The 22753-nt window shown below is 61.5% G+C and carries 23 protein-coding genes, 1 other RNA gene, 1 pseudogene and 1 riboswitch; of the genes and pseudogenes, 14 read left to right on the top strand and 11 right to left on the bottom strand.

Annotated features, from left to right (window positions below):
- Positions 1–8: 8 nt before the first annotated feature.
- From pheA to gyrA, 4 genes are all read right to left on the bottom strand, one after another.
- The gene (pheA, locus tag AC3A6F_RS03885) at positions 9–1079 is read right to left on the bottom strand and encodes a prephenate dehydratase (RefSeq protein WP_487678653.1); all 1071 of its coding nucleotides are present in this window, start codon (positions 1077–1079) and stop codon (positions 9–11) included.
- Positions 1080–1230: 151 nt separating this feature from the next.
- The gene (gene serC, locus AC3A6F_RS03880) at positions 1231–2316 is read right to left on the bottom strand and encodes a 3-phosphoserine/phosphohydroxythreonine transaminase (protein WP_487678652.1); all 1086 of its coding nucleotides are present in this window, start codon (positions 2314–2316) and stop codon (positions 1231–1233) included.
- A gap of 18 nt (positions 2317–2334) precedes the next feature.
- A complete protein-coding gene (locus AC3A6F_RS03875; RefSeq protein ID WP_487678651.1) occupies positions 2335–2898 on the bottom strand; it encodes a DUF2059 domain-containing protein in 564 nt (187 codons plus the stop codon).
- A gap of 81 nt (positions 2899–2979) precedes the next feature.
- Entirely contained in the window at positions 2980–5595 is a 2616-nt protein-coding gene (gene gyrA, locus AC3A6F_RS03870; RefSeq protein ID WP_487678650.1) for a DNA gyrase subunit A, read from the bottom strand.
- A 387-nt stretch (positions 5596–5982) separates the two neighbouring features.
- Here gyrA and ompA point away from each other — a divergent pair, with 387 nt between their 5' ends.
- The 4 genes from ompA to AC3A6F_RS03850 all read left to right on the top strand — a co-directional run bounded on the left by ompA (position 5983) and on the right by AC3A6F_RS03850 (position 9039).
- Positions 5983–6687, top strand: a complete 705-nt coding sequence (ompA, locus tag AC3A6F_RS03865) for an outer membrane protein OmpA (protein ID WP_487678649.1) — start codon at positions 5983–5985, stop codon at positions 6685–6687.
- Between the two features lie 158 nt (positions 6688–6845).
- Positions 6846–7550 carry a bifunctional 2-polyprenyl-6-hydroxyphenol methylase/3-demethylubiquinol 3-O-methyltransferase UbiG gene (ubiG, locus tag AC3A6F_RS03860; protein ID WP_487678648.1) on the top strand — a complete coding sequence of 235 codons (705 nt, stop codon included), beginning with the start codon at positions 6846–6848 and terminating at the stop codon, positions 7548–7550.
- Positions 7551–7555: 5 nt separating this feature from the next.
- Entirely contained in the window at positions 7556–8263 is a 708-nt protein-coding gene (locus tag AC3A6F_RS03855) for an HAD family hydrolase (protein ID WP_487678647.1), read from the top strand.
- Positions 8264–8427: 164 nt separating this feature from the next.
- Complete coding sequence (locus AC3A6F_RS03850; protein ID WP_487678646.1) at positions 8428–9039, top strand: glycine zipper 2TM domain-containing protein; 612 nt, start codon at positions 8428–8430, stop codon at positions 9037–9039.
- 43 nt (positions 9040–9082) lie between these two features.
- On the opposite strand, the gene AC3A6F_RS03845 is transcribed toward AC3A6F_RS03850, so the two are convergent.
- Complete coding sequence (locus tag AC3A6F_RS03845; RefSeq protein WP_487678645.1) at positions 9083–9940, bottom strand: class I SAM-dependent methyltransferase; 858 nt, start codon at positions 9938–9940, stop codon at positions 9083–9085.
- Positions 9941–10090: 150 nt separating this feature from the next.
- Here AC3A6F_RS03845 and ssrA point away from each other — a divergent pair.
- The 5 genes and pseudogenes from ssrA to AC3A6F_RS03820 all read left to right on the top strand — a co-directional run bounded on the left by ssrA (position 10091) and on the right by AC3A6F_RS03820 (position 13225).
- Positions 10091–10449: a transfer-messenger RNA gene (ssrA, locus tag AC3A6F_RS03840) on the top strand.
- Between the two features lie 166 nt (positions 10450–10615).
- A pseudogene (locus AC3A6F_RS03835) lies at positions 10616–10777 on the top strand (Arm DNA-binding domain-containing protein); the annotation flags it as partial.
- A 472-nt stretch (positions 10778–11249) separates the two neighbouring features.
- Positions 11250–11906 (top strand): tyrosine-type recombinase/integrase, encoded by a 657-nt coding sequence (locus tag AC3A6F_RS03830; protein WP_487678644.1) that lies wholly within the window; start codon positions 11250–11252, stop codon positions 11904–11906.
- Positions 11896–12918 carry a hypothetical protein gene (locus tag AC3A6F_RS03825; RefSeq protein WP_487678643.1) on the top strand — a complete coding sequence of 341 codons (1023 nt, stop codon included), beginning with the start codon at positions 11896–11898 and terminating at the stop codon, positions 12916–12918. Before AC3A6F_RS03830 ends, AC3A6F_RS03825 begins: the two co-directional genes overlap by 11 nt.
- Before the next feature lie 163 nt (positions 12919–13081).
- Positions 13082–13225, top strand: a complete 144-nt coding sequence (locus AC3A6F_RS03820; RefSeq protein ID WP_487678642.1) for a hypothetical protein — start codon at positions 13082–13084, stop codon at positions 13223–13225.
- 265 nt (positions 13226–13490) lie between these two features.
- Here AC3A6F_RS03820 and AC3A6F_RS03815 read toward each other — a convergent pair whose 3' ends face one another.
- Positions 13491–13862: a hypothetical protein gene (locus tag AC3A6F_RS03815; RefSeq protein WP_487678641.1), complete on the bottom strand. Its 372-nt coding sequence runs from the start codon at positions 13860–13862 to the stop codon at positions 13491–13493.
- Here AC3A6F_RS03815 and AC3A6F_RS03810 point away from each other — a divergent pair.
- Positions 13747–13992, top strand: a complete 246-nt coding sequence (locus tag AC3A6F_RS03810; RefSeq protein WP_487678986.1) for a site-specific integrase — start codon at positions 13747–13749, stop codon at positions 13990–13992. The two genes, AC3A6F_RS03815 and AC3A6F_RS03810, sit on opposite strands and share 116 nt — an antisense overlap.
- Here the strand turns inward: AC3A6F_RS03810 and AC3A6F_RS03805 are convergent.
- Positions 13939–14334 (bottom strand): hypothetical protein, encoded by a 396-nt coding sequence (locus AC3A6F_RS03805; RefSeq protein WP_487678640.1) that lies wholly within the window; start codon positions 14332–14334, stop codon positions 13939–13941. The genes AC3A6F_RS03810 and AC3A6F_RS03805 overlap by 54 nt on opposite strands.
- A 389-nt stretch (positions 14335–14723) precedes the next feature.
- Between AC3A6F_RS03805 and AC3A6F_RS03800 the strand changes: the two genes are divergently transcribed.
- Positions 14724–15431: a hypothetical protein gene (locus AC3A6F_RS03800; protein WP_487678639.1), complete on the top strand. Its 708-nt coding sequence runs from the start codon at positions 14724–14726 to the stop codon at positions 15429–15431.
- Here the strand turns inward: AC3A6F_RS03800 and AC3A6F_RS03795 are convergent.
- Positions 15360–16175: a hypothetical protein gene (locus AC3A6F_RS03795; RefSeq protein WP_487678638.1), complete on the bottom strand. Its 816-nt coding sequence runs from the start codon at positions 16173–16175 to the stop codon at positions 15360–15362. The two genes, AC3A6F_RS03800 and AC3A6F_RS03795, sit on opposite strands and share 72 nt — an antisense overlap.
- A gap of 212 nt (positions 16176–16387) precedes the next feature.
- Between AC3A6F_RS03795 and AC3A6F_RS03790 the strand changes: the two genes are divergently transcribed.
- The 3 genes from AC3A6F_RS03790 to AC3A6F_RS03780 all read left to right on the top strand — a co-directional run bounded on the left by AC3A6F_RS03790 (position 16388) and on the right by AC3A6F_RS03780 (position 19086).
- The gene (locus AC3A6F_RS03790) at positions 16388–16609 is read left to right on the top strand and encodes a hypothetical protein (RefSeq protein WP_487678637.1); all 222 of its coding nucleotides are present in this window, start codon (positions 16388–16390) and stop codon (positions 16607–16609) included.
- Positions 16610–16649: 40 nt separating this feature from the next.
- On the top strand, positions 16650–16946 hold the full coding sequence (locus AC3A6F_RS03785; RefSeq protein ID WP_487678636.1) for a hypothetical protein: 297 nt from the start codon (positions 16650–16652) through the stop codon (positions 16944–16946).
- Positions 16947–18357: 1411 nt separating this feature from the next.
- Positions 18358–18525, top strand: a riboswitch (yybP-ykoY riboswitch).
- 3 nt (positions 18526–18528) lie between these two features.
- Positions 18529–19086 carry a manganese efflux pump MntP gene (locus AC3A6F_RS03780; RefSeq protein ID WP_487678635.1) on the top strand — a complete coding sequence of 186 codons (558 nt, stop codon included), beginning with the start codon at positions 18529–18531 and terminating at the stop codon, positions 19084–19086.
- Positions 19087–19196: 110 nt separating this feature from the next.
- Here the strand turns inward: AC3A6F_RS03780 and AC3A6F_RS03775 are convergent, their stop codons facing one another.
- From AC3A6F_RS03775 to tssF, 3 genes are all read right to left on the bottom strand, one after another.
- The gene (locus AC3A6F_RS03775; RefSeq protein ID WP_487678634.1) at positions 19197–19826 is read right to left on the bottom strand and encodes a type 1 glutamine amidotransferase domain-containing protein; all 630 of its coding nucleotides are present in this window, start codon (positions 19824–19826) and stop codon (positions 19197–19199) included.
- A gap of 105 nt (positions 19827–19931) precedes the next feature.
- Positions 19932–20921, bottom strand: coding sequence for a type VI secretion system baseplate subunit TssG (gene tssG / locus AC3A6F_RS03770; protein WP_487678633.1), 990 nt, complete (start codon positions 20919–20921; stop codon positions 19932–19934).
- Positions 20918–22753, bottom strand: a complete 1836-nt coding sequence (gene tssF, locus AC3A6F_RS03765) for a type VI secretion system baseplate subunit TssF (RefSeq protein ID WP_487678632.1) — start codon at positions 22751–22753, stop codon at positions 20918–20920. The genes tssG and tssF overlap by 4 nt, the downstream gene beginning before the upstream one ends.

The following is a 22753-nucleotide window of genomic DNA, read 5'->3' as shown; positions in this document are numbered from 1 at the left end:
TCTATTTGTTAAAGGCTTTGCGGGTAGGAGCCCAGCACCTTGAAGAAGGCGGCGTTGTCCTTGAGTTCCGCGAGCGCGCGCGCAACTGCGGCATCGTGCACATGGCCCTCGATATCGACGTAGAAGTAGTACTCCCAGGTGCCGATGCGCGCCGGGCGCGATTCGAAGCGGGTCATCGACACGCCATGCTTTTCGAGCGGCGCGAGCAGGTTGTAGACGGCGCCGGCCTTGTTCGGCACGGCCAGCACGATGCCGGTGCGGTCTCTGCCCGACGGGCCGGTCTGCAGCTGGCCGATCACCACGAAGCGGGTGCGGTTGTGCGGGTCATCCTGGATGTGGGCTTGCACCACGCCTAGCTGGTACTGCTCGCCCGCCATCTCGCTGGCGATCGCGGCGACCGTCGGATCCTGGCTTGCCAGCACCGCCGCTTCGGCGTTGGAGGCCACGGCGCGGCGCTCGACGTCAGGGTGGTGCAGGTTGAGCCAGACCTGGCACTGGGCCAGCGCCTGCGAATGGGCGCAGACGACTTTGACGCCGTCCATCGAACCGGTCTTGGTCATCAGGCTGTGGTGCACGGCGATCGACACCTCGCCGCTGATGATGGTGGTGGTGGCCAGCAGCAGGTCGAGCGAGCGGTTGATCGCGCCTTCGGACGAGTTCTCCACCGGGACCACGCCGAAATCGGCGGTGCCGGCCTCGGTGGCGCGGAATACCTCGTCGATCGACACGCAAGGCAGCGTGTGAATGGCGGTGCCGAACTGCTGGAACACGGCCTGCTCGCTGAAGGTGCCGCTCGGGCCCAGATAGGCGACCGTCACGCGCTTCTCGAGCGCGCGGCAGGACGACATGATCTCGCGGAAGATCGTCTGCACGTCCTTGTCCTTGAGCGGACCGGGATTGCGGTCGGCGACGCCGCGCAGCACTTGCGCTTCGCGCTCGGGACGGAATACGGGGGCGTTGGTTTCGGCCTTGACGTGGCCGACCTCTTGCGCGACCTTGCCGCGCTCGCTCAACAGCGAGAGGATTTGCGCGTCGATCGCATCGATGCGTTCGCGCAGGGGTTTGAGTTTGTCTGTCATCGTTATGCTGTGTGGTCGATTTGTTTGCGGACGGGGGAATCAACCGTGCGTTGAACGCGTCGGCGGGAGACCCGCCAACCCTACGTAGGGTTGGCGGCTGCGCCGCCGACGCGTTCAACCGGACGATGCGCGGTCGCGCACCCTGCCGGAATCACCGTCCCGCAAACTCGTTCAAATAATCGACGAGGGCCTGTACGCCCTCGATCGGCATCGCGTTGTAGATCGATGCCCGCATGCCGCCGACGGACTTGTGGCCCTTCAGTTGCAGCAGACCGCGCGCTTGTGCGCCGGTCAGGAATAACTGGTTCAGCGATTCGTCGCGCAGGTAGAACGGCACGTTCATGCGCGAACGGAATTCCGGCGCCACGCGGTTGGCGTAGAAATCGTCGCGGTCGAGCGCCTCGTACAAGAGCTTCGCCTTCTCGATATTACGCGCTTCCATGGCCGCCACGCCGCCATTGGCCTTGAGCCAGGCGAACACCAGGCCAGCGATATAAATCGAGTAGGTCGGCGGCGTGTTGTACAGCGAATCGTGCTCGGCGCAGGTCTTCCAGTTGAAGGCCGACGGGCACTGCGGCGACGCGTAGTCGAGCAGGTCTTCGCGCACGATCACCAGGGTCAGGCCGGCCGGCCCGATATTCTTCTGGGCGCCGGCAAAGATCACGCCATATTTTGAAATATCGATCTTGCGCGACAGGATGTGCGAGGACATGTCGGCCACGATCGGCACATTTGGATCGATCTGCGGCGCGTCGGGGTACTCGACGCCGTCGATGGTCTCGTTGGTGCAGATGTGCAGATAGGCCGCGTCCTGCGACAGTTGCCAGGCATCGCGCGCCGGCACGCGGGCGAAACCTTCGGCCTCGCTCGATGCGGCGACGTTGACGCGCGCATAGCGCGCCGCTTCCTTGATCGACTTGCCGGACCACGAACCGGTGTGGACGAAGTCGATCACCGGGTCAAGGCAGCGGCCAGCCAGGTTGAGGGGAACGATGGCGTTTTGCCCAAGCCCCCCGCCCTGCTGGAACAGGATTTTATAGTTGGCAGGCACGTCCAGCAGCTCGCGCAGGTCATCGAGCGCCTGGCGGTGAATGCTACTGAATTCCGGACCGCGATGGCTCATCTCCATCACCGACATGCCGCTGCCATGCCAGTCGAGCATCTCGCTCGCTGCCTGCAGCAGCACTTCTTTCGGAAGGACGGCGGGGCCGGCCGAGAAATTGAAGACGTGGGTCATGCGGTCCTTTCCAAGATGTTATTTAGCCTGGGCGTTCTGCATCACTTCCAGCATCAGGCCGTTCAGGCGCGGCGCGACGATCTTCTGGCCGACCGCCATGCTTTCGGCGGCCAGGCGCGGCGACAGGGCCAGCATCTTCTGGCCCAGCGGGGTGCGGTAGAAGGCGCTCAGCTGTTTCAGTTCGGCCACCGAATAGTTGCGGGCGTACAGCGGCCCGATCTCGGCCATCATCTCGTCGATCAGCGCCGGATCGCGGAACATGCGGTTGACCGCTTCGGCGGCGCCCGGCAGGACCTGTTCGATCTTCTCCAGCGCGGCTTTCTTCTTCTCGTCGCTGGCGGTCGGATCGGCGTTGATCACCGCCGTGACCTGGGCGCGCATCATCTGCGGCAGCGCCTTTTCCATCTCGTTGAACGAAGCGGTCATCATCTTGCGCACGTCCATCGCGTCCATCAATTCCTTGACGGCGGCGCGCTCCTGCTCGCTCCCCTGGGCGCTCGGGGCGGCAGTTTGCGCCAGGGCGAACGCAGGAGCGCCGGCAAAGGCGGCTGCGCAGGTCACTGCAAGAAGGATTTTTTTCATTGGCTTTCCAAGCGGGCGCAGGCGCCCATCGAATTGAACGAAGGGTGCAAACGCTGGATCAGCATTTGCACCCGGGCGCCATTATTCCGGCGCCGGTTCGAGCTCGACTTCTTCGAGGTCGGTCTCGACGATGCGCTGCAGGCCGGACAGCTTGGTGCCATCCTCGACCGCGATCAGGGTCACGCCCTGGGTCGCGCGGCCCATCTCGCGGATCTCGGAGACGCGGGTGCGGATCAGCACGCCGCCGGTCGTGATCAGCATGATCTCGTCGCTCGGCTCGACCAGGGTCGCGGCCACCACTTTGCCGTTACGCTCGCTGGTCTGGATCGCGATCATGCCCTTGGTGCCGCGGCCGTGACGGGTGTACTCCGTGATCGGGGTACGCTTGCCGAAGCCGTTCTCGGTGGCGGTGAGGACGGTCTGCTCTTCGCTCTCGGCCACCAGCAGCGCGATGACCTGCTGGCCTTCTTCGAGGTTCATGCCGCGCACACCGCGCGCGGTACGACCCATCGGACGCACGTCGTTCTCGTCGAAGCGCACGGCCTTGCCGCCGTCGGAGAACAGCATCACGTCGTGCTTGCCGTCGGTGAGCGCGGCGCCGACCAGCACGTCGCCTTCATCCAGGTCGACCGCGATGATGCCGGCCTTGCGTGGGTTGGAAAAGTCGCGCAGCGGCGTCTTCTTGACGGTGCCCAGCGAGGTCGACATGAAGACGTAGTGGTCTTCGGGGAAGGTGCGGTTCTCGCCCTGCAGTGGCAGCACGACGGTGATCTTCTCGTTGTCCTGCAGCGGGAACATATTGACGATCGGCTTGCCGCGCGAGTTGCGCGAGCCTTGCGGCACTTCCCACACCTTGAGCCAGTACATCCGGCCACGGTTGCTGAAGCACAGCATGTAGTCGTGGGTATTGGCGATGAACAGCTGGTCGATCCAGTCTTCGTCCTTGGTCGCCGTCGCCTGCTTGCCGCGGCCGCCGCGCTTCTGGGCGCGGTACTCGGAGATCGGCTGCGCTTTCATGTAGCCCGCATGAGACAGGGTCACCACCATATCCTGCGGGGTGATCAGGTCTTCGGTCTCGAGGTCGCTGGCATTGTGCTCGATGCTCGAACGGCGGGTGTCCTTGCCGTTGTCGGCGTACTCGGCCTTGATGACGGTCATCTCGTCGACGATGATCGTGGTCACGCGCTCCGGCTTGGACAGGATGTCGAGCAGGTCGGCGATGTGGGCCATCACCTCTTTGTACTCGTTGACGATCTTGTCCTGCTCCAGGCCCGTCAGGCGCTGCAGGCGCATCTGCAGGATCTCTTGCGCCTGCTCGTCCGACAGCTTGTACAGGCCGCTCTGCTGCATGCCGTAGTGCTTCGGCAGGTGCTCGGGACGGAAAGCCGCGATACCGCCGGATTCGCCCAGTTCGGTGCGGTTGAGCATCTCGCGCACCAGGGACGAATCCCAGCTGCGCTCCATCAGCTCGAGCTTGGCGACCGGCGGGGTCGGCGCGGCCTTGATGATGGCGATGAAGTCGTCGATATTCGCCAGCGCGACGGCCAGGCCTTCGAGCATGTGGCCGCGGTCGCGCGCCTTGCGCAGCTCGAACACGGTACGGCGGGTGACCACTTCGCGGCGGTGCGACAGGAAGCACTCGAGCATCTGCTTGAGGTTCAGCAGCTTCGGCTGGCCATTGACCAGCGCCACCATATTCATGCCGAAGGTGTCTTGCAGCTGGGTCTGCTTGTACAGATTGTTCAGCACAACTTCAGGCACTTCGCCGCGCTTGAGTTCGATCACCACGCGCATGCCCGATTTATCGGACTCGTCGCGGATGTCGGAAATGCCTTCGAGCTTCTTGTCGCGCACGTTCTCGGCGATGCGCTCGAGCAGCGATTTCTTGTTTACCTGGTATGGCAGCTCGTCGATGATGATCGCGGTGCGGTTACCGTCGCGGCCCACTTCCTCGAAGTGGGTCTTGGCGCGCATCACCACGCGGCCGCGGCCAGTGCGGTAACCGTCGCGCACGCCCGAGACGCCATAGATGATGCCGGCGGTCGGGAAGTCCGGCGCCGGGATCAGCTCGATCAGCTCGTCGATGGTGCAATCCGGGTTGTGCAGCACGTGCATCGCGCCGGCGATCACTTCGGACAGATTGTGCGGCGGGATATTGGTCGCCATGCCGACCGCGATGCCGGACGAACCGTTGATCAAGAGGTTCGGGATGCGGGTCGGCAGGACGGTCGGCTCTTTCTCTTTACCGTCGTAGTTCGGCTGGAAGTCGACGGTGTCCTTGTCGATGTCGGCCAGGATCTCGCCGGCGATCTTGTCGAGGCGGCACTCGGTGTAACGCATCGCCGCGGCGCTGTCGCCGTCGATCGAGCCGAAGTTGCCCTGACCATCGACCAGGGTGTAGCGCAGCGAGAAGTCCTGGGCCATGCGGACCAGGGTGTCGTAGATCGACGAGTCGCCGTGCGGGTGGAATTTACCCATCGTGTCGCCGACGACGCGCGCGCACTTGAGGTAAGGACGGTTCCACACGTTGTTCATCTCGTGCATCGCGTAGAGCACACGGCGGTGCACCGGCTTCAGGCCGTCGCGTACGTCCGGCAGCGCACGGCCCACGATCACGCTCATGGCGTAATCGAGGTAGCTCTTGCGCATCTCTTCTTCGAGGGAAATCGGGACTGTTTCTTTTGCGAATTGATCCATTGGGCGGGTCGACTGCTTTCAGGCGATGGTTATAAGTTGCAACGGACGATTCTACCATGCGACAGATAGCAGTTGCTCAATTCCGACAGGCCCACTCTGGATGCTGGAAATCAAGGGCGGGACGATGAAATGCGCACCAAATTTCCAGCATTGTCGTCCCCAGCTCGCTCCGCTTGAGAAAATGTTGCGGCGAAACAACGTCAAGCAATTAATGCTTGATGTTTGATTTGGGTGCAGTCGTGCGATTTTGGTGCATGTGGCAAAATGGACAGGAAGTCAATTGCTTGTTTCACAATACGAAACAGACGAAGCCGCCGCCGTGTTAATCTTATGACCACACATGGAGCTCGTCTGAATCGCTACGGAATTAACCGAAAGGAAAAGAATATGAAGAAACTGATCACTGTTCTGCTCGCAGCGTCGGCCGCGATTGCGGGCGTCGCCTCTGCCCAGAGCGCCCCACCCTACGCTCCCCTGACCACCGACATCCAGGCCCGCACCCCGTACAGCGCCTACGTGCAAGACGCTCGCGGCGTGATCGCGCGCAATCCATTCGGCCTGTGCTGGCGCACCGGCTACTGGACCCCGGCTGACGCGGTCCCAGGTTGCGATGCGCCACTGTGCGTCGAGCCAGAGAAACTTGAAAACGGCAAGTGCGTCGCTCCGCCGCCACCGGCAGCACCTGCCCCGGCTCCAGCACCTGCGCCAGTGGCTGCACCGGTGCCAACCTCGGAGAAAGTCAGCTACTCGGCCGACGCTTTCTTCGACTTCGACAAGGCGATCCTGAAGCCAGCCGGCAAGTCCTCGCTGGATGAGCTGAGCGCCAAGCTGGGCGACATGAACCTGGAAGTCATCATCGCCGTCGGCCATACCGACTCGATCGGCACCGATGCCTACAACCAGAAGCTGTCGATCCGCCGCGCAGAGGCTGTCAAAGCCTACCTGAAAGGCAAAGGCATCGAAGACACCCGCATCTACACCGAAGGCAAGGGCGAAAGCCAGCCGAAAGCGGACAACAAGACCGCCGAAGGCCGCGCACAGAACCGTCGCGTGGAAATCGAAGTCGTCGGTACCCGTACCGTCAACAAGTAATCGGCTGTAAGCCACTGCCGTAAGCACGTCGTCCCCGCGCAGGCGGGGACCCAATTTCTGCTAGCGTGATCGAAACGCTTGCAAACTTGGGTCCCCGCCTTCGCGGGGACGACGTTTTTGCGCCGCCGAAATTGCATTATTCCGCTATTATTCGAGCCATGACGACGACAAACGCAGACCCATTAGAAATCCAGAAGTTCAGCGAACTGGCCCACCGCTGGTGGGACCCGACCTCCGAATTCCGTCCGCTGCACGAAATCAACCCCTTGCGCCTCGAGTGGATCAATGCGCGCGCGCCGCTGGCCGGCAAGAACGTGATTGACATCGGTTGCGGCGGCGGCGTGCTGTCCGAATCGATGGCGCGCAAGGGCGCCAAGGTGACCGGCATCGACCTGTCCCAGAAGGCGCTCAAGGTCGCCGACCTGCACAGCCTGGAATCGGGCGTGGAGGTGCGCTATAAACATATCGCGGCCGAAGAGATGGCCGAGCAGGAAGCCGGCCAGTTCGACGTCGTCACCTGCATGGAAATGCTGGAGCACGTACCCGACCCGGCCTCGATCGTACGCGCCGCAGCCAAGCTGGTGAAACCGGGCGGCCGCCTGTTCTTCTCCACCCTGAACCGCAATCCGAAGTCCTACCTGTTCGCCGTGATCGGCGCCGAGTACGTGCTGCGCATGCTGCCGCGCGGGACCCACGATTACGGCAAGTTCATCACGCCGGCCGAATTGGCACAGTTCGTACGCCAGGCCGGCCTGCAGGTCGACGGCCTGAAGGGTCTGACCTACAACCCGCTGACCAAGATCTATTCGCTGAACAACGACACCGATGTGAACTACATGGTGGCGTGCAGCAAACCGCTCTGAACGACATGACCTTTCCCACCGTGATGCCGGCACCGCGTGCCATCCTGTTCGACCTCGACGGCACGCTGGCCGACACGGCGCCCGACCTCGCCGCGGCCGTGAACTGGCTGCGCACCGAGCGCGGCCTGGACCCGACCCCGTATGAGGTACTGCGCCCGACCGCCTCGGCTGGCGCGCGCGGCATGATCGGCGCCGCCTTCGGCCTGGCGCCGGGCGACGAGGGCTACGAAGAATTACGCCTGGCCTGGTTCGAGCGCTACCAGTCCGCCATGTCGACCTATACGACCCTGTTCGACGGCATTCCCGAGCTGCTGGACGGCATCACGGACGCCGGCATGGCCTGGGGCATCGTCACCAACAAGCCGTCCCGCTTCACCGATCCGCTGGTGCCGCAGATCGCGCTGGCGCACGCCGGCTGTATCGTGTCGGGCGACACCACGGGCTTCGCGAAACCCCACCCCGCCCCGCTGCTGGAAGGCGCGCGCCGCCTCGGCGTCGCACCAGAACAGTGCTGGTATGTGGGTGACGACCTGCGCGACATCGAGGCGGGACACGCGGCCGGCATGGTCACCGTCGCCTGCGTTTGGGGCTATTGCGGCGCGATCGAGCCCTCGACCTGGGGCGCGGACTATCTGCTCGAGACGCCGGCGCAGTTGCTGGCGTTGCTGGGGCAGGTATCCGAGGCCGCGCGGCGGGCCGAGCAAGCGGCCTGATCTCTTCAGGATTCCGTTGAAACGGCGCCTTCCACGGCGCCGTTTTCTTTTGTGCCGACATGCTTACATCTATTTACGATTGATACAGGGGCACGTCTATCTCTCCGTCCGGCTCGCCAGTAATCTACGTCCATACGAACACGCCATACCAAACGGAGCAGACCATGGAAACCTCGACCACCAACCGCATCCACCCACTGATGGCCGCTGCCGCCGCGTCGGTCATCGTCGTCAGCCTGACTGGCGCCGCCGCGATCACCGGCCTGCTGCCGACGTCGAAGAGCGCGCCGGAGCCGAGCATGCCGCTGGCAGCCGCTTCGCCATACGCGATGCCGCAGGCGGGCATGCAGGTGCAGCCGAACGGCTATGCCGCCCAGCCTGGCCAGATGGCGCCGGTGGCGGCCAACGGCCAGCAACTGGTGCCGGCCATGGTTCCCGCGATGGTCCCGGCTCATCAGGTGGCATATGCCCAGCCGGTCGCCCAGGTGCAGCCTGAGCCGACCGTGATCATCAAGGAAAAACCGGTGGTGAAAGTGGTCGAGAAAACCCGCGTGGTACACGCCAAGCCGCAACCGGTCCGCTATGAAGAACCGCGTTACTCGCAGCCGGCGCCGGCCCAGCAACCGAACTACGTCGGCATCGGCACCGGCGCCGTGATCGGCGGCCTGATTGGTAACCAGATCGGCGGCGGCAACGGCAAGAAGCTGGCGACTGTCGCCGGCGTGATCGGGGGCGGCATCATCGGCAACGAAATCGCCAACCGCAACGGTCGCTAAGCAAGCGCTAACTTACCTTCTCTCTCCCCTTGGCCGCGGACCTTCAGTCTGCGGCCTTTTTTTTGAACACGCCGACGATGATATCGCTCGGGAACATGCGCAGCACGGGAATCGCGCACATGATCGCCACGTACTGGAGGTAGAGCGATACAGTCGGCACGTTGCCGGCGCAGCGCAGGCGTTCCAACAAACCCTTGGCGCGCAGCGCCGGCAGTTCGGCCGCCTCGGCCAGCTCGAAGCCCTGCCCCACCACCAGTTGCTGCAGATTGCGCGGATTGAAATAATGGACGTGCGGCGACGGCAGGTCTTTCTGCCACAAGCGCTCGAACGGCCCACGCCAGCCCAGGCGCGCGATCAGCTTCGACAGCCGGTAGAAGAAGCCGCGGCTGTTCGGCAGGTTGAGGATCAGGATGCCGCCGTCGTGCAGTCGCGCGTGGCAGGCGGCCAGCGCACTGCGGATGTCGGGAATGTGCTCGATCACGTCGTTGAACACGATGACGTCGAAGCGTTCGCCCTCCTTCAGTACATCCGGGAAGTAACCGGAACGTACCGGCAAGCCGCGCGCGGCGGCGCGGGCGCCGACCACGGCATCCGGCTCCACGCCCAGCACGTCGAACTGCTCGCGCGCCGTCTCGAGGAACCAACCATGGGCGCTGCCGACGTCGAGCAGGCGCGGACGGCTGACGCCGACATGCTGGCGGGCCCAGGCGACGATAGTGCGGAAGTTTTCGAGGCGCAGCGCCTTGAGGCCGGCTTCGCGCTCGGCTTCGTCCACGGCGGGACCGCTATGGGCATTGATGGCAACGCTGAGGGCGGCGCTTTCGTAATTGCAAGCCGGGCAGGTTGCATGCCATCCGGCCAGGCCAGCCACCTTGGTGTTGCCACAAACGATACACGTCATGTCGGTTCTCGTCAGCATCTCGAATCCCATTAGCATATTGCAATTAAGCTATGCATTGTAGGTTTTTTGTATTGACAGACTTTAAGCAGGCGCTAAGGAACTGCGCTGTACATCCTCGGCGCTTGGAGTACAATAGAGTTTCTTGACGTTGGGGGCGACCTGGTTTCGACGTGGGTTGCAAAGCAGCGCAGGGCATACCGAGGACTGGTTACCTCGTAAATACATCCAGAAATCAATAACTGCAAACGATAACTCGTACGCACAAGCAGCTTAATTGCTGCTAGCTCTACAACACCTCGCCTCTGGGGTGAGTCGCAAGACTAGTAGAGTCATTTACAGAGGCTAGGAATCAATCGGGTTACTTGGTTGCTTCCGAAATTTAAGGTAACTCGCTTGTACAAAGGGTGCACATCCCCGTTGTATGGGTCAAATTAAATGATAGTGCTAAGTATGTAGAACTGTCTGTAGAGTGCTTGCGGACGCGGGTTCGATTCCCGCCGCCTCCACCAACCAACACTCCAACGTGGTTCATCCACGTTTAAGAACCCGCCTCCGAGCGGGTTTTTTCCTATGGGGATCGTATTTTTAGGGGTAACATAGTCCAACGACATCCAACTGTTTGCGGGGGTAAGTTGTGGGGTAACTCACCTACCCCCAAAATACTTACCCCCATCCATGCCCCTTACCGACACCGCCATTCGCACGACCAAGCCCGGCGCCAAGCCTGCCAAGCTCTTTGACGAGCGCGGCCTGTTCCTGATTGTTACCCCAGCCGGGGGTAAGTGGTGGCGCTTGAAGTACCGATTTGAGGGCAAAGAAAAGTTGCTGTCTCTCGGCCGCGAGCGCGTGGTTCGCTGCGGTTGACCAGGCCACCGCCCACGCGCCGGCGATCGGCACCGCAGTGCGCCTGATGTGTTCGGCCTGGGCCTGTGCGAGGGGGCGACAATAACGGCGCGGTGGGAGTAGATCGACGGGGCTCACAAAACCTGCACGCCAGGTATCATAAGGGCCAGAGAGACGGGGCCAGTGCCGATGGCGACCTGACTGCGCGAGAACTTAGCGACCCGGCGCCAGTTCGCCTGCCTGATTGTGACCAAACCGGATATCCAGCCCTTCCAGCCGAGGTTCGCGCGCCAATCCATGCACCGCGCCATTACCGCTTGCACGGTGAAAGGCGTCACGCAGCACCGCCTACGCGAGACTTTTACCACGTGCTTTCGCCGGCCGAGATCGTAGAGCTATGAGACCGTTATAGAAGGGAGAGGACGACTACCGTGATGCTCCGGACAAGCGCCGCGCGGCCCAGCCGGTGCAGAAAACTACCCAGCTCGCGATCTGGATCATGCTCTCGACAGTCTGCCGCGTCGGAGAACTGACGATGACCAGGTGGGAGGACGTCGACGTCGAAACCGGCAAATGGTTCATCCCTGAGGCGAACATCAAAGGCAGCTCGGCGGACATGCGCATCTATCTCTCCCCGTTCGCGCTCGAGCGCTTCCGGGCCCTGCATGCCATCACAGGGCATACCGACTGGTGCTTCCCCTCCACGAATGGCGAAACCCATACTGGCACGAAGTCGATGACCAAGCAAATCGGTGATCGGCAGGTCATGTTCAAGAAAGCAAAGGATGGCAGCCCGCGCGCGTCGATGAAGAATCGCCGCCGCGACAATACCTTAGTGCTAGCGGCCCGCCGAAACGACGGCTGGACGCCTCACGATCTACCGCCGCACCGGCGCGACTATGATGCATCCTTGGGAGCGCCGCTCGACACCACTGACCGCTGCCAGAATCAAGTGTTGAAGGGAAGCAAAGTACGCAGGCATTACTTTCACCATGATTACGCGGATGAAAAGCAGGAGGCATGGTTTAGACTAGGAATACAACTACCTGGACTCTTAGACGTTGCGCGCAAATATACGCAAACTGAATCTTCGCCAAACAAAAAGGGAGAATATGAGCACTAAGTCTTCATCCAAAAAACAAAAACCCAAGATTGCAATAACCAGCCCCCTGGAAACAGATGAAAACTCATCCAAAATTAGTGTTGCATCCCATTTCAATGTCAAATTTTTAGAAACTCCGGAACACAAAGGAGAGGCAGAAAATTTCGAACTCACTTTTCCTACCCCTCATAAAAACATGGCGAGTGTTCAGTTTGAATATCCAACGGGTAAAGGTCAGGTCGTTATTCATGGAGTTCCTATTCAACCTGAGACCCTAAAATTCATGACGACACCCGGGGACCCCTTCCGCAATTTTCTGCAGTACGATCCTGTATTTGAACCAACTTTCCAAGCTATTCTTCAGGAATTGAATACCGTAGTACGGCGCACCATTGAATACGTAAAATTTTTCCTTGGAAGACATGAGATAGCGGGGGAGCCTCATGAAATAATTGAAACTTTTTACTGGTCAACTGACGCATCTTCCCTAGATTACAAAGGTCTGCCAGGGAAGGTATCGGGAAGGTTAAAGTTTAACGTTCCGATCGAGCTAGAAAAATCGACAATTGCGCAACTGCAGGAGGGAATTAACCTCGGAATTTCCCCTTTTATTGCAATGCATCATATATATAGGGCTGTTCAAGAAAGCAATGCTGCATTTAAATGGATTGATGCAACCATCGCTGCCGAATTGGCGATCAAAGAAGCCCTGATTCGAAAAGAGCCGAAATTAGCAGCTTTTATTGAGCATGTCCCGTCTCCACCATTGAGTAAGTTGTACGGGGAACTCATGGAAACTTATCTCGGCAAGCGATCAGATTACTGCAACGTGATAACAAAAGGCGCTACACTTCGAAATAAGCTGGTTCATCAACCTCTCGCACATAGCGTTACAAAAAGCGAGGCGGAAGATTACGTTAGCCAAGTTCTGATTGCAATCAACGAGCTCTACGCCTTACTGTACCCAGATTGGAAACCTGCCACGAAGGCTGCCACGATTCGTCACCTTGGAACAGTGCTTGGCCGTGCCTGAATCGTTTTCGCGTGCCGTGCCGCACATTCCGGATACTTACGCAGCAGGTCGATAGCCCAGGCCCGCCAGGCGTCGAAGTCGTCGGCATCCGGCCGCGCTATCGAGGGATGCTTTTGTTGGCGGTCGCGATTGCGGCGTCGAAGCTGCGCACGCGGACAGAATCATGCCGGCAATTATCGGGCGCAGGCCGCGCATCGCGCAGCTCCTTGGTGAGCTTCGACATGCGCGCCGCCAGGGTGGATTGAATGGCGGCGAACTAGGCCGCCGCCGCGCGGATCGTCGCAGCATCGGCCTGGCCGTCGGCTAGCGCCGCCTCGGACAGCGTGGGACAGAACTCGGCGAGCGCGCGCTCCAGGTCGGCGATCTCGGCGCTGTGCCGCCATCCATTCGTGAACCAGCCGGCGCCGGCGGGACCACGGCAGGCCCTTCAAACACAGCCAACGCTCGTCCTGGCGCTGGCGTCTGAGGCTGCTTACCTCGTCGGTACCTGCTGCATCACGCATCTTGCCGTTCGTATCCTTGGCCGGCCCGCCATCGATGCCGATGATCTGCCGCCACACCGTGATCTTGTTTCAGGCGAGCAGCACGTTGTACGTACCGATCAGGGCGCCAGCCTCGGCACGGCGCGCTATGTTCAGCAGGCTGGTGGCAGCCACGGCTCCGACCAGCGCAAACCGGGAGCGCCGCTGGTCGTCGAGCGATTTGCCCTTGCCCGCACCGACCGCACCAAAAAGGGTAGGCAGGCCGATCCGGTGCTGGCTCCGCCTAGCCCCATCCTGAACGAGGGCTGCGCGCCAGGCCATCCGCCGCGCCAACGATACCTGCGCCATCAAGGGCATCACGCCCCACCGCCTGCGCGGAACGTTCGCCACGCTGATGTCCGAGGCCGGCGTGCCGATCCAGACGGTGCAGCGGGTCATCCGGCACAAGAGCTTCAGCACCACGATGGGGTCCCTGGAGAAGAACCTTGAGGTGGCCGCGCAGGCACAGGAGCGGATCAGCGCCAGCGCAGGGCTCTCTCTACTTGGCCCACACCGCAACGAGGCCAGTGATGGCACCTATCAAGCCAGTTAGCGCGGTGATGTACGGAATACTTCTTGCACGACGCTCTGCACGCTTGCGCTCTTCTTCGTCGATTTCGGCCCTAAGTTTCCTTCCGCCATCCAGGGACAAGAAGTACCGATTTCCGTCGATGCCGCTGCGCTCCCAATCGTCAGACAAATTGCGGCCGATATACACAGGAGGGATCGGAATTCGCAGATCACGCGCGCGCTGTAGAAGGACCCGGGAATGGTATCGCGATTCATCTTCTTGTAAGAATTGATACTCGATATCGTCGTCATGATCCAAGTACCGCCAGCGCAGACGAAAACGATATTTTTGGGGTAGCAGCTTAGTGCGCAGCAGCCATCGCATGTCGGTTGTCTCCACTGATTTGAGAATGAAATAGTGCCACAAAAATGACACAGCGCATCAAAGTGCGCCCGTAGAATCAGGCTCTACGGTTTATTAATGGTCAGCCGTAATGGGGCAGCGTGAGAAGCCGCCGGCGAGGGCAGCATGACCGAACACGCTGGCGTCCTGTGCGGCCACTTCAAGATGAAGGAGTACCCAGAGCACGCAAAGGTCGGGGTCGCGCGCCAGCACTGGGCTCGATCGGATCGCCCCATTCATGCCCTGGACGGCGGCGGCGTGCGAACGGTATCAGGCGGCGCCGAACCTCGCCGATAGCCAGGCTTGGGCCAACAAGCGCCGCGCCACCGAGAAGAAAAACAATGCAGCAAATCCCAAAACGATAGGACGACATGAGCGATTTGAGTTGTACCCACGAAAAGCTGAAATTCCACCCGCTGGCTGGCAACAAGCCGACCAACCCGAAGGACCTGGTCGGCGTGCGAAAGGCGCTGATGTCGACCGTCCCGGCGACAGTGCTGGCCAAGATCGGCGTCGCGATGCTCGAGGGTGCCAGCAAGTACTGCCGGCACAACTACCGCGCGGTGGACATGCGCGGCTCGGTCCACTACGACGGCGTGATGCGCCCAACTGCAGTGGTTGGCCAGCGCGGTGGCGACGTCGATCGAGGCGCGCCAATGATCGCGAAGCGCGCGCTCCAGGCGGTTGGCCGACTCAAAACCGGCGCCATGAACAAAACCGAGGAGGCCTCCGCCGCGACGCTCGAGGCGCGGCGCCACGCCGGGGAGGTGGCGCGGTTCAAGTTTGAGGGCATTAAGCTACGGCTGGCGGACAACGCCTTCTCCCCCCCAGACTTCGCCGTCATGCTGGCCGATGGCGCGCTTGAAATGCACGAAGTCAAGGGCTTCTGGCAAGACGACGCGAGGGCGAAGATAAAGATCGCGGCTGATCTTTATCTAGTTCGCTTCAACGCTGTCAGAGTGAAGCCAAAGAACGAAGGCCGTGGATGGAGCCTTCCTCCTTTTAGGTCACCGCAATGCCATCAAATCCAAGTCGTCAATGAAGCAGACCATCTTCCCATTTCGGCCATTAATCCTTAGTACGCCAAGGAAGAGAATGTACGCTCCAGCGAAATCATCGAGATCTTCCAGACGATATCTCGCCATAATGGTTGCGCGATCGCCAGGATTGATTTTAAGGCTCATCTCCCCTCTGCCTCCGCTGTTGAGCCAGAGGGTTCCGTCCGGGCTTTCGCCAGCGTCGGTTAGCTGCCCCCAATAGCCTCGGAACTGATGCTCATAAATCGGGGTTATATTCTCAAACGCTACGAAGAAATCTCTTGCGGACATAGATTGCTGGTTTGGAATCTCGATAGCTTGATCCGAGTATCGAAAATTTGGGGCCTCAACAAGCATTCTCAGAAGCCCACTTGGACGGCGGTGCATTCTTCCGACGCCAGGGCCGCCATCCCCAATGTGGGCGCCGCCTCTAGGACGTCTCGGAGCTGCGGGGTCTCCGTCGATATGGATATTCGGCGCAACCGCGCCGAAATTGAGGTCGACAATTATGCGATCACCGGGGTTGGCAATCTCATCTTCGTCGTCCCCAGCACCAGGAATTGGAACATCATTGTCCTGAGCAGCAAGTTGACAGTGGTCGGCGTGCGGCCGAGCGAAGAAACAGGCTCCGCGACCATTACGAGACGGCCTTCTGAAATAGGCCTGCTTTTCGCACTCAACACATATAAGCTGACGCCCCTTAACGATGGCGTCGCCGGTTTCGAGCTGCGAAAACTCGGTCGCAGTATATGTATGGCCGTCGATTAGGCAACTTGCAATATCCATAAAACCTCGGGAATGTTATTTGGCAATGTGCGATTACGTGTTGATTTGTACCATGCGCGCTTGCGCACGGCAATTTCTCTTGCATAACAACTGATAATGGAGCGAGTTAAGGCCCCGGCAGTGGAACTAGCGCTTGCAACTTGGAAAATCTAGGGCATAACTCACCAGTCCTCATGTGCTGATAGTCTCGTCGAAATTCTACGGAGAAATCGATGTTCGCCGAGCGCTACCTGAATGCACTGAGCGCTTCAACCCTGCACGATGATGACCAGCACCATCAGCGGGAGCCGCTTGTCGCTGCGGCGCTGGCTAACCTGTCGGGCGGCTCAGGCGTTCTGTTCGGTTCGATGCTGTTGCGCGCACACATCGCCAGCGTGCCGCGCCAGGCCATCGAGATCTCGGCGCCCGATCTAGGCGTGCTGTTACGCATCTGAACGCGCGAGGTGGCCCGCAAGGGCTTCGATCCGCAAGTGGATGAACATCAAGCACGAATGGGATATCAAGCCGGCCTACGCCATCTATGCCAAAGCTGCCCGCATGAGCCTAGCTCATTGGCTGGGCGGCGAGTACGAAAGCTGCCACGGCACGAAGATCGTCGAGAGCCAGGCACACGCCTATTACTCCGGTAGTCGCCGCGAGCCAAACCAGGGTGGCGCCATAGAGGTCGAGCGCGTCAAGGACATGGTGTCCGAGCTTGACGGACTATTCCAGGCGCACAGCGCGCGCCAGCGGCAAGATGCGGCGCGCGACATGAGCGCGGCGCTGCGCTAGATGCTCTCGCAGACCGGTCTTTCCCGAAGTGGAGTTCTCGGCGACGCTGAACGCGAGTAGACCGATCACCCATTCAATCTGGAAGCGATCTGCAATCTCTGCCACGCGTTGAAGACTGAGGTCGAGCAGGGGAAGCGCAAACGAGTGAGGCGCGCGGCAGGCCCGGATGGGTGGCCGTTTTGATGATCAAGTGCAATGTTTTAAATATGCAACGTGTTTCTATCGTGAAATAGCTCCGGGGCATCAAATCTCTAGGGCCTATGCCCAAGGGGACCGCCTCCCCCCTCTTTGCGCACAGCCGCGAATTGAAACTTTTTTTCTCGACCGAACGCGCGACCGGAAATCGCCATACGCCCAGTGCCAGCAACGCATTCAAGGAAATCAGTGTCACTTTTTCTGGGCAAAAAAAGACGAAAAATACATGCAGAACCGCCTTTTTCAGGCGCCCTGGTCTAGGCTGCCGTTACTTGCGTGTCGATGAATCATGCTTGTCTAAAAAATCGCGTAGCGTCGCGACTGCTTCGATGGTCTTAATAAACCACTTCCTGGCGTCGTCTGGCAGAGTTGGGTCATCGACATGAGCTGTACTCAATGCTAGCTGTAGGCTATCCACACCAACAAGATTCGACGTCCACTTATCTTTGGACACGTCGACTGTGTGCATTACCTTTTCGGCATCGTCTGGGGTTGCAAATAAAATAAAAGATGTTTCGCATGGCCCCAGAGGTCAGCACCATAGCGCATCTTAACTACTGTCTGGAACACCCGGAATGCCTCAATATCTTGCTTGTTAAATTGCAATTTGTAGTAGTTCATGAATTTTCGCAATCTCTAAAGGGTATGACTTTCGGCCACAGCGCAATGTTGAGGCTAACATTCCATTGTTTAAACAGCAACACCATTCATTAGCTAAGTGTCATGAGATAAAGTCAACTAATGGGGTAGAAGATCGCGTGGCCGCCCCCCCTCGAAAGTCCAGGCGGCCTAGGCCGCGGACACCCACCAGTACCTCACGCGCAGAAAAAAGTCCCTTGGAGGAAATTGTTAAAGACTTTAACAAACCGGGCAGATGGGTACGGAGAGCGTCTTCATAGGGAAGGAAGGAGCCGCGGTCTGCTTTTTTGATGTTAAAGCGGTGTCAGCTTGTTAAAGCGTGGAGCCTGTTTCCGCTCACCAGCGAACAGTCGCCGGGGGTAACAATGGGGGTAACTCAGCCTCAAAAATCGCCTTCCCCATAGTGAAATTCGGTAGACGCCGCCTCCACCAACCGCATTCAAAAAGGCCGCTGATTCGTCAGCGGCCTTTTCATTTTTTACGTAACCTAGCGCTGCCGCGATGACTTGGCACATACGCGCGCGAGGGATGCGCGGCTGGGCACTTTCTTGCCTCCACCCTATTCTTGCGTTACCATGCCCCCGCCCTTGGGGAGTAGCCTCTTTCACAAACGAAAGTTCCGCATCAACATACTTGACGTCTCCACGTCATGGTGCGGAAGCCTTCTGGTTGGCAAGACCATTGGCATGTTCGCGCGACGATCGGGCCGCGCGGCATGCCTTGTGTCGTGCCCGATCGGAAAGCTGTCATGTCTCTCGTTGCAATCATCATCCTCGCGCTCGCCATGTCCACCGACGCCTTCGCCGTCGCGATTGCCATGGGCTCCCAACGCGCCCACGTCCTGTTCAAAGATGCACTGAAGGTCGGCCTGCTGTTCGGGATTATCGAGGGCGTCACGCCGCTGATCGGCTGGACCCTTGGCAGCATTGCCGCGTCGTACGTCGAAAGCTGGGACCACTGGATCGCCTTCGTCCTGCTGGGCGGCCTGGGGATTCGGATGATCATCGAGGGATGCGGCGAGCCGGATGACGAAGCGGACGATCCTGCTCGTCCGTTCTGGCTGCTGGCGCTGACTGGGTTTGCCACCAGTATCGATGCGATGGTGGTCGGAGTCAGTCTGGCGTTTGCGGATACGGGGATCCTGTGGCCGGCGCTGGCAATTGGATTGGCGACGCTGACAATGGTGACGTTGGGACTGTTGATCGGGCGCCGCATTGGGGCCATGGTGGGCAAGCGGGCGGAGATCTTTGGTGGGCTGGTGTTGATTGCGGTGGGTAGCGTGACGCTGTATGAGCATTTGCGGTGATGTTGGTCGTTCACGTGGTGCGACTGCGGTAGTGAAACTTGGGTCCCCGCCTGCGCGGGGACGACGTTCTTAAGCGAACAAAATAAGGCCGGAAACGCTACTCAACGACTTCAGGACGTCGGCCCCGGATCGCTACCCGCCTGCTGCAGCACCATCAGCTGCTTCTGGATCGCCTCATTGAAGGCCGGAATATCATCCGGCTTGCGGCTCGTGATCAGCTTGCCGTCGACGACCACTTCTTCATCGGTCCATTCGGCGCCCGCGTTGCGCAGGTCGTGCTGCAAGCTCGGCCAGCTGGTCAGGTGCTTCGACTCGGCCACGCCGGCGTCGATCAGTGGCCAAGGGCCGTGGCAGATCGCGGCGATCGGTTTATCCTCGTCGCCGAAGGCCTTGATGAAGTCGATGGATTCAGGGCTCAGGCGCAGGCTGTCCGGATTAGCGACGCCGCCCGGCAACAGCAGCAGGTCGAAGTCGCCCGGCTTGGCGTCCTGCACGCTCAGTTCGACCTTGAATTTCTGGTCTGGCGTCAGGTGATTGAAACCCTGGATCTCCTCGCCGGCCTGCTTCGGCGAGACCAGGGTCACTTTCACGCCCAGTCCCTCGAGGAAGCGGCGCGGTTCGGTGTATTCGACCTGTTCGACGCCGTCGGTCATCAGGACCGCGACGCGCCGGCCCTGCAGGGATTGGGTGGCGGCCGGCTCGACGTGATCCGCCGGCTGCATATTCGCTACTTGTTGCATAAAGCCTCCTTGTGCAATGCGGTTCATTCGCATCGATTGTAGGTCGGCTGCCGCGTCCGCGGCGCGCGCATGCCCGTCACCACGTCGCGAGCATTCCACCCGGATTCAATCGAGCAGATAACACACGTCGTCGCGGTCGCGCCGCCCGGCCCGGGTGCACAAGAAGCCGTCCAGGCCCAGGCGCACCGAGCCATCCAGGCAGGCGCCGTCGACGTCCTCGCGCCGCAGCACCACCTGCAGCTCGCGGTACGGCACGTCGATCGCGAAGCGGTCCAGCAAGGCGGCCAGTGCCTGTGCCCCTTCGGCGCCGGGCAGGAAGCGCTCGAAGGCGTTCGCATCCACCGGCCCAAGCCGGATGCGGATGCCCAGCTCGGGCCGCAACAGGCGCGCTCCCGCCGTGGCGCCCTCTCCCAGCACGCAGTTGCCGCACGCCAGCCGCGTGCGCTGCCCTGGTTCGAGCACGTCCCAACGTCCGGTAAATTGTTCGACCCGCACCGGCACCCGGAAATAGGCGCGCAGCACGCCCGCGATCGACTCCGCACTCACCACCCGGCTGCGCAGCGGCGCTGCGAACCAGGCCAGGCTGGCCGCCTCCACGTCATGCGCGCCGTCCATGCGCGCCGGCACGCCGGCCAGCGCCAGCAGCAGCGGCAGGAAGCGGTCCACATCGGGCTCCATGGCATGGCGCACCCGGTACTTGCACCAGGCCCGGTAGAACAGCGCTACCTGGCGGCTCGACAACAGGTCGAGGAAGGCGCGCGGGCCCTCGTCGCGCACGGCGAGCTCCCACGCGGCGAAGCGTTCGGTGTAGTGCAGCGGCAAGGTTCCCATCACGCCCAGTAAACCCATCAGCGTGGGCGTGACGCTCACCGCCGGCACGCCCTCGGTGGTGGGCACGATGGTCTCGATCTCGCTGGCCGGAAAGGCCAGCCCCAGGCTGTTGCGAAAGCGGATCAGGCCGCCCAGCGCATGCTCGGGCGCGATGCCCTGATGCGCCAGCCAGGACACCAGCAGCCGCACCGCCTGGAAGAATTCGTAGCGTTGCGGCTGCCGCAGCAGGTCGACCACGGCGCTCGTACGCCCGACAGCGTTCACACCAGCGCCAGGCTGCCGTTGCGGGGCTCGCATCGCAACAACTCCTTGTCGCTCTGCCCCGACACCAGCACCAGGCGGGTAAAGCTGTTCAGGTGCACATACAGGCCCAGGAAACGGCTCACGACCTGGGCGAACACGAACAGGCTGCTGCCGGCGAAGGCTTCCTCGTCCACCGTCATGCGCACCTCGATGCCGTGCACCAGGCTCGCGCCGTAGCGGTTGCGCAGCCAGGCGGTGGCCGGGATTGATGCCATCGCGCTGACGCCGGCGATCTGCCGCTGCGTGGCGCCGGAGCGCGGCAGGTCGTACAAGGCCAGGGTCTCGCGGAAGGCGTCGAGGTCGGCCAGCGAGCGGTGGTTCAGCGCCAGTTGCGTCACCAGGCGCCAGTGGGTGCCGTTGCGGTTGCCGAAGCGCAGCGGCGCGGAGGGCTTGCGCAGCAGGCGGATCGGCAGGCCGCTCGTCGCGGTTTCGCTGGCCAGGTCGCCGCCCGGCGCCTTGATGCCGACGCCGCAGGCGGCTGCGCCGTTGCTGCAGGTGAGGTCGATCGAGGCTACGCTGGCATCCTCTTCCAGCCGCGAAAAGTCGTCGTCGGTGAAGGCGATCTTCATGCGGTGGCGGCTGTCGCCGCGGTCGTCGCGCCGGGCAAACCAGTAGCGCTGGGACTCCCCTCCTCCTTCGCCATGGCGCAGGCCGTAATAGGGACGGTACTCCACGCTGGCGGTCTTGCCGTCCTCGGTGCTGAGCACGTGCACGGCGTCGATGGTGTAGACCTCGACGCCCTCTTCGTGCCTGCTCGGCGCCACGTCGTACATTGCCGAACGGTGTGTGATGCGCACCGGCGCCGCCGCCTGGCGGAACAGGTTCACCACCGGCACGCAGCCCGTGAGCAGGTTGGCGGCTGACAGCGCGCGCAGGATGCGCGCCGGGCTGGCGTCGGCGTGCATGCCGGTGAGGAGGAAATGCAGGGTGAAGTGGCGCGCGCCGGCAGGCAGCAATGGCGCCAGCCGGGCCAGGTCGAGGTCCAGGAAATGGAATTTGTCGGGGAAGGCGAAGTACTCGGTCAGCAGCCGGTAGGCCGGATGCGCGTGGTCCTGTTCCGGCACCAGCGCCTCGTCCGGTTCCAGCCCGCCCAGCTGCAGCGCGGCGCCGTCGAGGCGGCGCCAGCCCTCCATGCCCTCGGCCTCGACCCAGGTCTCGACCACGTTCATGCCCAGGGCGTCGATCAGCGCCGCCGCCAGCAGGCCGTCACCGTCAACGTGCAGGCGCAGGCGCGGCAGGCCGCGGCCATACAGCATGCGCGCCGTCAGCGCGCTGTCGAAAGCGATGCCGATGCGCGCCCCCGCGCGCGGCGGCAGCCGGATGCGCGGCGGGACGTGGGCCACCGGCTCGAACCAGGCGCGCGCCACGGTCACCGGCGCCAGCGCCAGCTCGGCCGTGGTGCGAAACACGCAGGGCGCGCCGCGCGCCCTCAGCGAACTCATCTCGGTGCCGCGCGGCACCGCCTGCACGTGCTCGATCTTGCCGGCGCGGGCCAGCTGGTCGCCGCCGTCCACCTGCGCGATCGAACAGCTCGGCAGGCCGTGCAGGAAATGCGGATACAGGCTGCCCAGCAGGGCTTCGGTCAGTTCAGGATAGTCGTCATCGAGCTTTTTCGCGGTGCGCGCATTGAGCAGCGCGCAGGCCTGGATCAGGCGCCGGATATGGGGATCTTCGCTGCCCTCCGGGCCCAGTCCCAGCTCTGCCGCCAGGCGCGGATACTGGTGCGCGAGCTCGCGGCCGACGGTGTTCAGGTAGACCAGCTCGCGCTCAAAATACGGCAACAGTTCTTCCAT

This window comes from Massilia sp. Soil_C_3, assembly GCF_057657035.1.
Note: the sequence above shows the minus strand (reverse complement) of the source record. Positions and strands in the feature narration are given on the sequence as shown.

Bases quoted from the DNA above. Each gene is read 5' to 3' on its own strand.
- AC3A6F_RS03825 (WP_487678643.1), top strand. From the start codon at position 11,896: ATGAGCACTAAGTCTTCATCCAAAAAACAAAAACCCAAGATTGCAATA.
- AC3A6F_RS03800 (WP_487678639.1), top strand. From the start codon at position 14,724: ATGAGCGATTTGAGTTGTACCCACGAAAAGCTGAAATTCCACCCGCTG.
- ompA (WP_487678649.1), top strand. From the start codon at position 5,983: ATGAAGAAACTGATCACTGTTCTGCTCGCAGCGTCGGCCGCGATTGCG.
- AC3A6F_RS03875 (WP_487678651.1), bottom strand. From the start codon at position 2,898: ATGAAAAAAATCCTTCTTGCAGTGACCTGCGCAGCCGCCTTTGCCGGC.
- AC3A6F_RS03795 (WP_487678638.1), bottom strand. From the start codon at position 16,175: ATGGATATTGCAAGTTGCCTAATCGACGGCCATACATATACTGCGACC.
- tssF (WP_487678632.1), bottom strand. From the start codon at position 22,753: ATGGAAGAACTGTTGCCGTATTTTGAGCGCGAGCTGGTCTACCTGAAC.
- pheA (WP_487678653.1), bottom strand. From the start codon at position 1,079: ATGACAGACAAACTCAAACCCCTGCGCGAACGCATCGATGCGATCGAC.
- gyrA (WP_487678650.1), bottom strand. From the start codon at position 5,595: ATGGATCAATTCGCAAAAGAAACAGTCCCGATTTCCCTCGAAGAAGAG.
- AC3A6F_RS03790 (WP_487678637.1), top strand. From the start codon at position 16,388: ATGTTCGCCGAGCGCTACCTGAATGCACTGAGCGCTTCAACCCTGCAC.
- AC3A6F_RS03845 (WP_487678645.1), bottom strand. From the start codon at position 9,940: ATGACGTGTATCGTTTGTGGCAACACCAAGGTGGCTGGCCTGGCCGGA.
- AC3A6F_RS03785 (WP_487678636.1), top strand. From the start codon at position 16,650: ATGAACATCAAGCACGAATGGGATATCAAGCCGGCCTACGCCATCTAT.
- AC3A6F_RS03780 (WP_487678635.1), top strand. From the start codon at position 18,529: ATGTCTCTCGTTGCAATCATCATCCTCGCGCTCGCCATGTCCACCGAC.
- AC3A6F_RS03820 (WP_487678642.1), top strand. From the start codon at position 13,082: ATGCCGGCAATTATCGGGCGCAGGCCGCGCATCGCGCAGCTCCTTGGT.
- AC3A6F_RS03855 (WP_487678647.1), top strand. From the start codon at position 7,556: ATGACCTTTCCCACCGTGATGCCGGCACCGCGTGCCATCCTGTTCGAC.
- AC3A6F_RS03775 (WP_487678634.1), bottom strand. From the start codon at position 19,826: ATGCAACAAGTAGCGAATATGCAGCCGGCGGATCACGTCGAGCCGGCC.
- serC (WP_487678652.1), bottom strand. From the start codon at position 2,316: ATGACCCACGTCTTCAATTTCTCGGCCGGCCCCGCCGTCCTTCCGAAA.
- AC3A6F_RS03805 (WP_487678640.1), bottom strand. From the start codon at position 14,334: ATGCGATGGCTGCTGCGCACTAAGCTGCTACCCCAAAAATATCGTTTT.
- ubiG (WP_487678648.1), top strand. From the start codon at position 6,846: ATGACGACGACAAACGCAGACCCATTAGAAATCCAGAAGTTCAGCGAA.
- AC3A6F_RS03850 (WP_487678646.1), top strand. From the start codon at position 8,428: ATGGAAACCTCGACCACCAACCGCATCCACCCACTGATGGCCGCTGCC.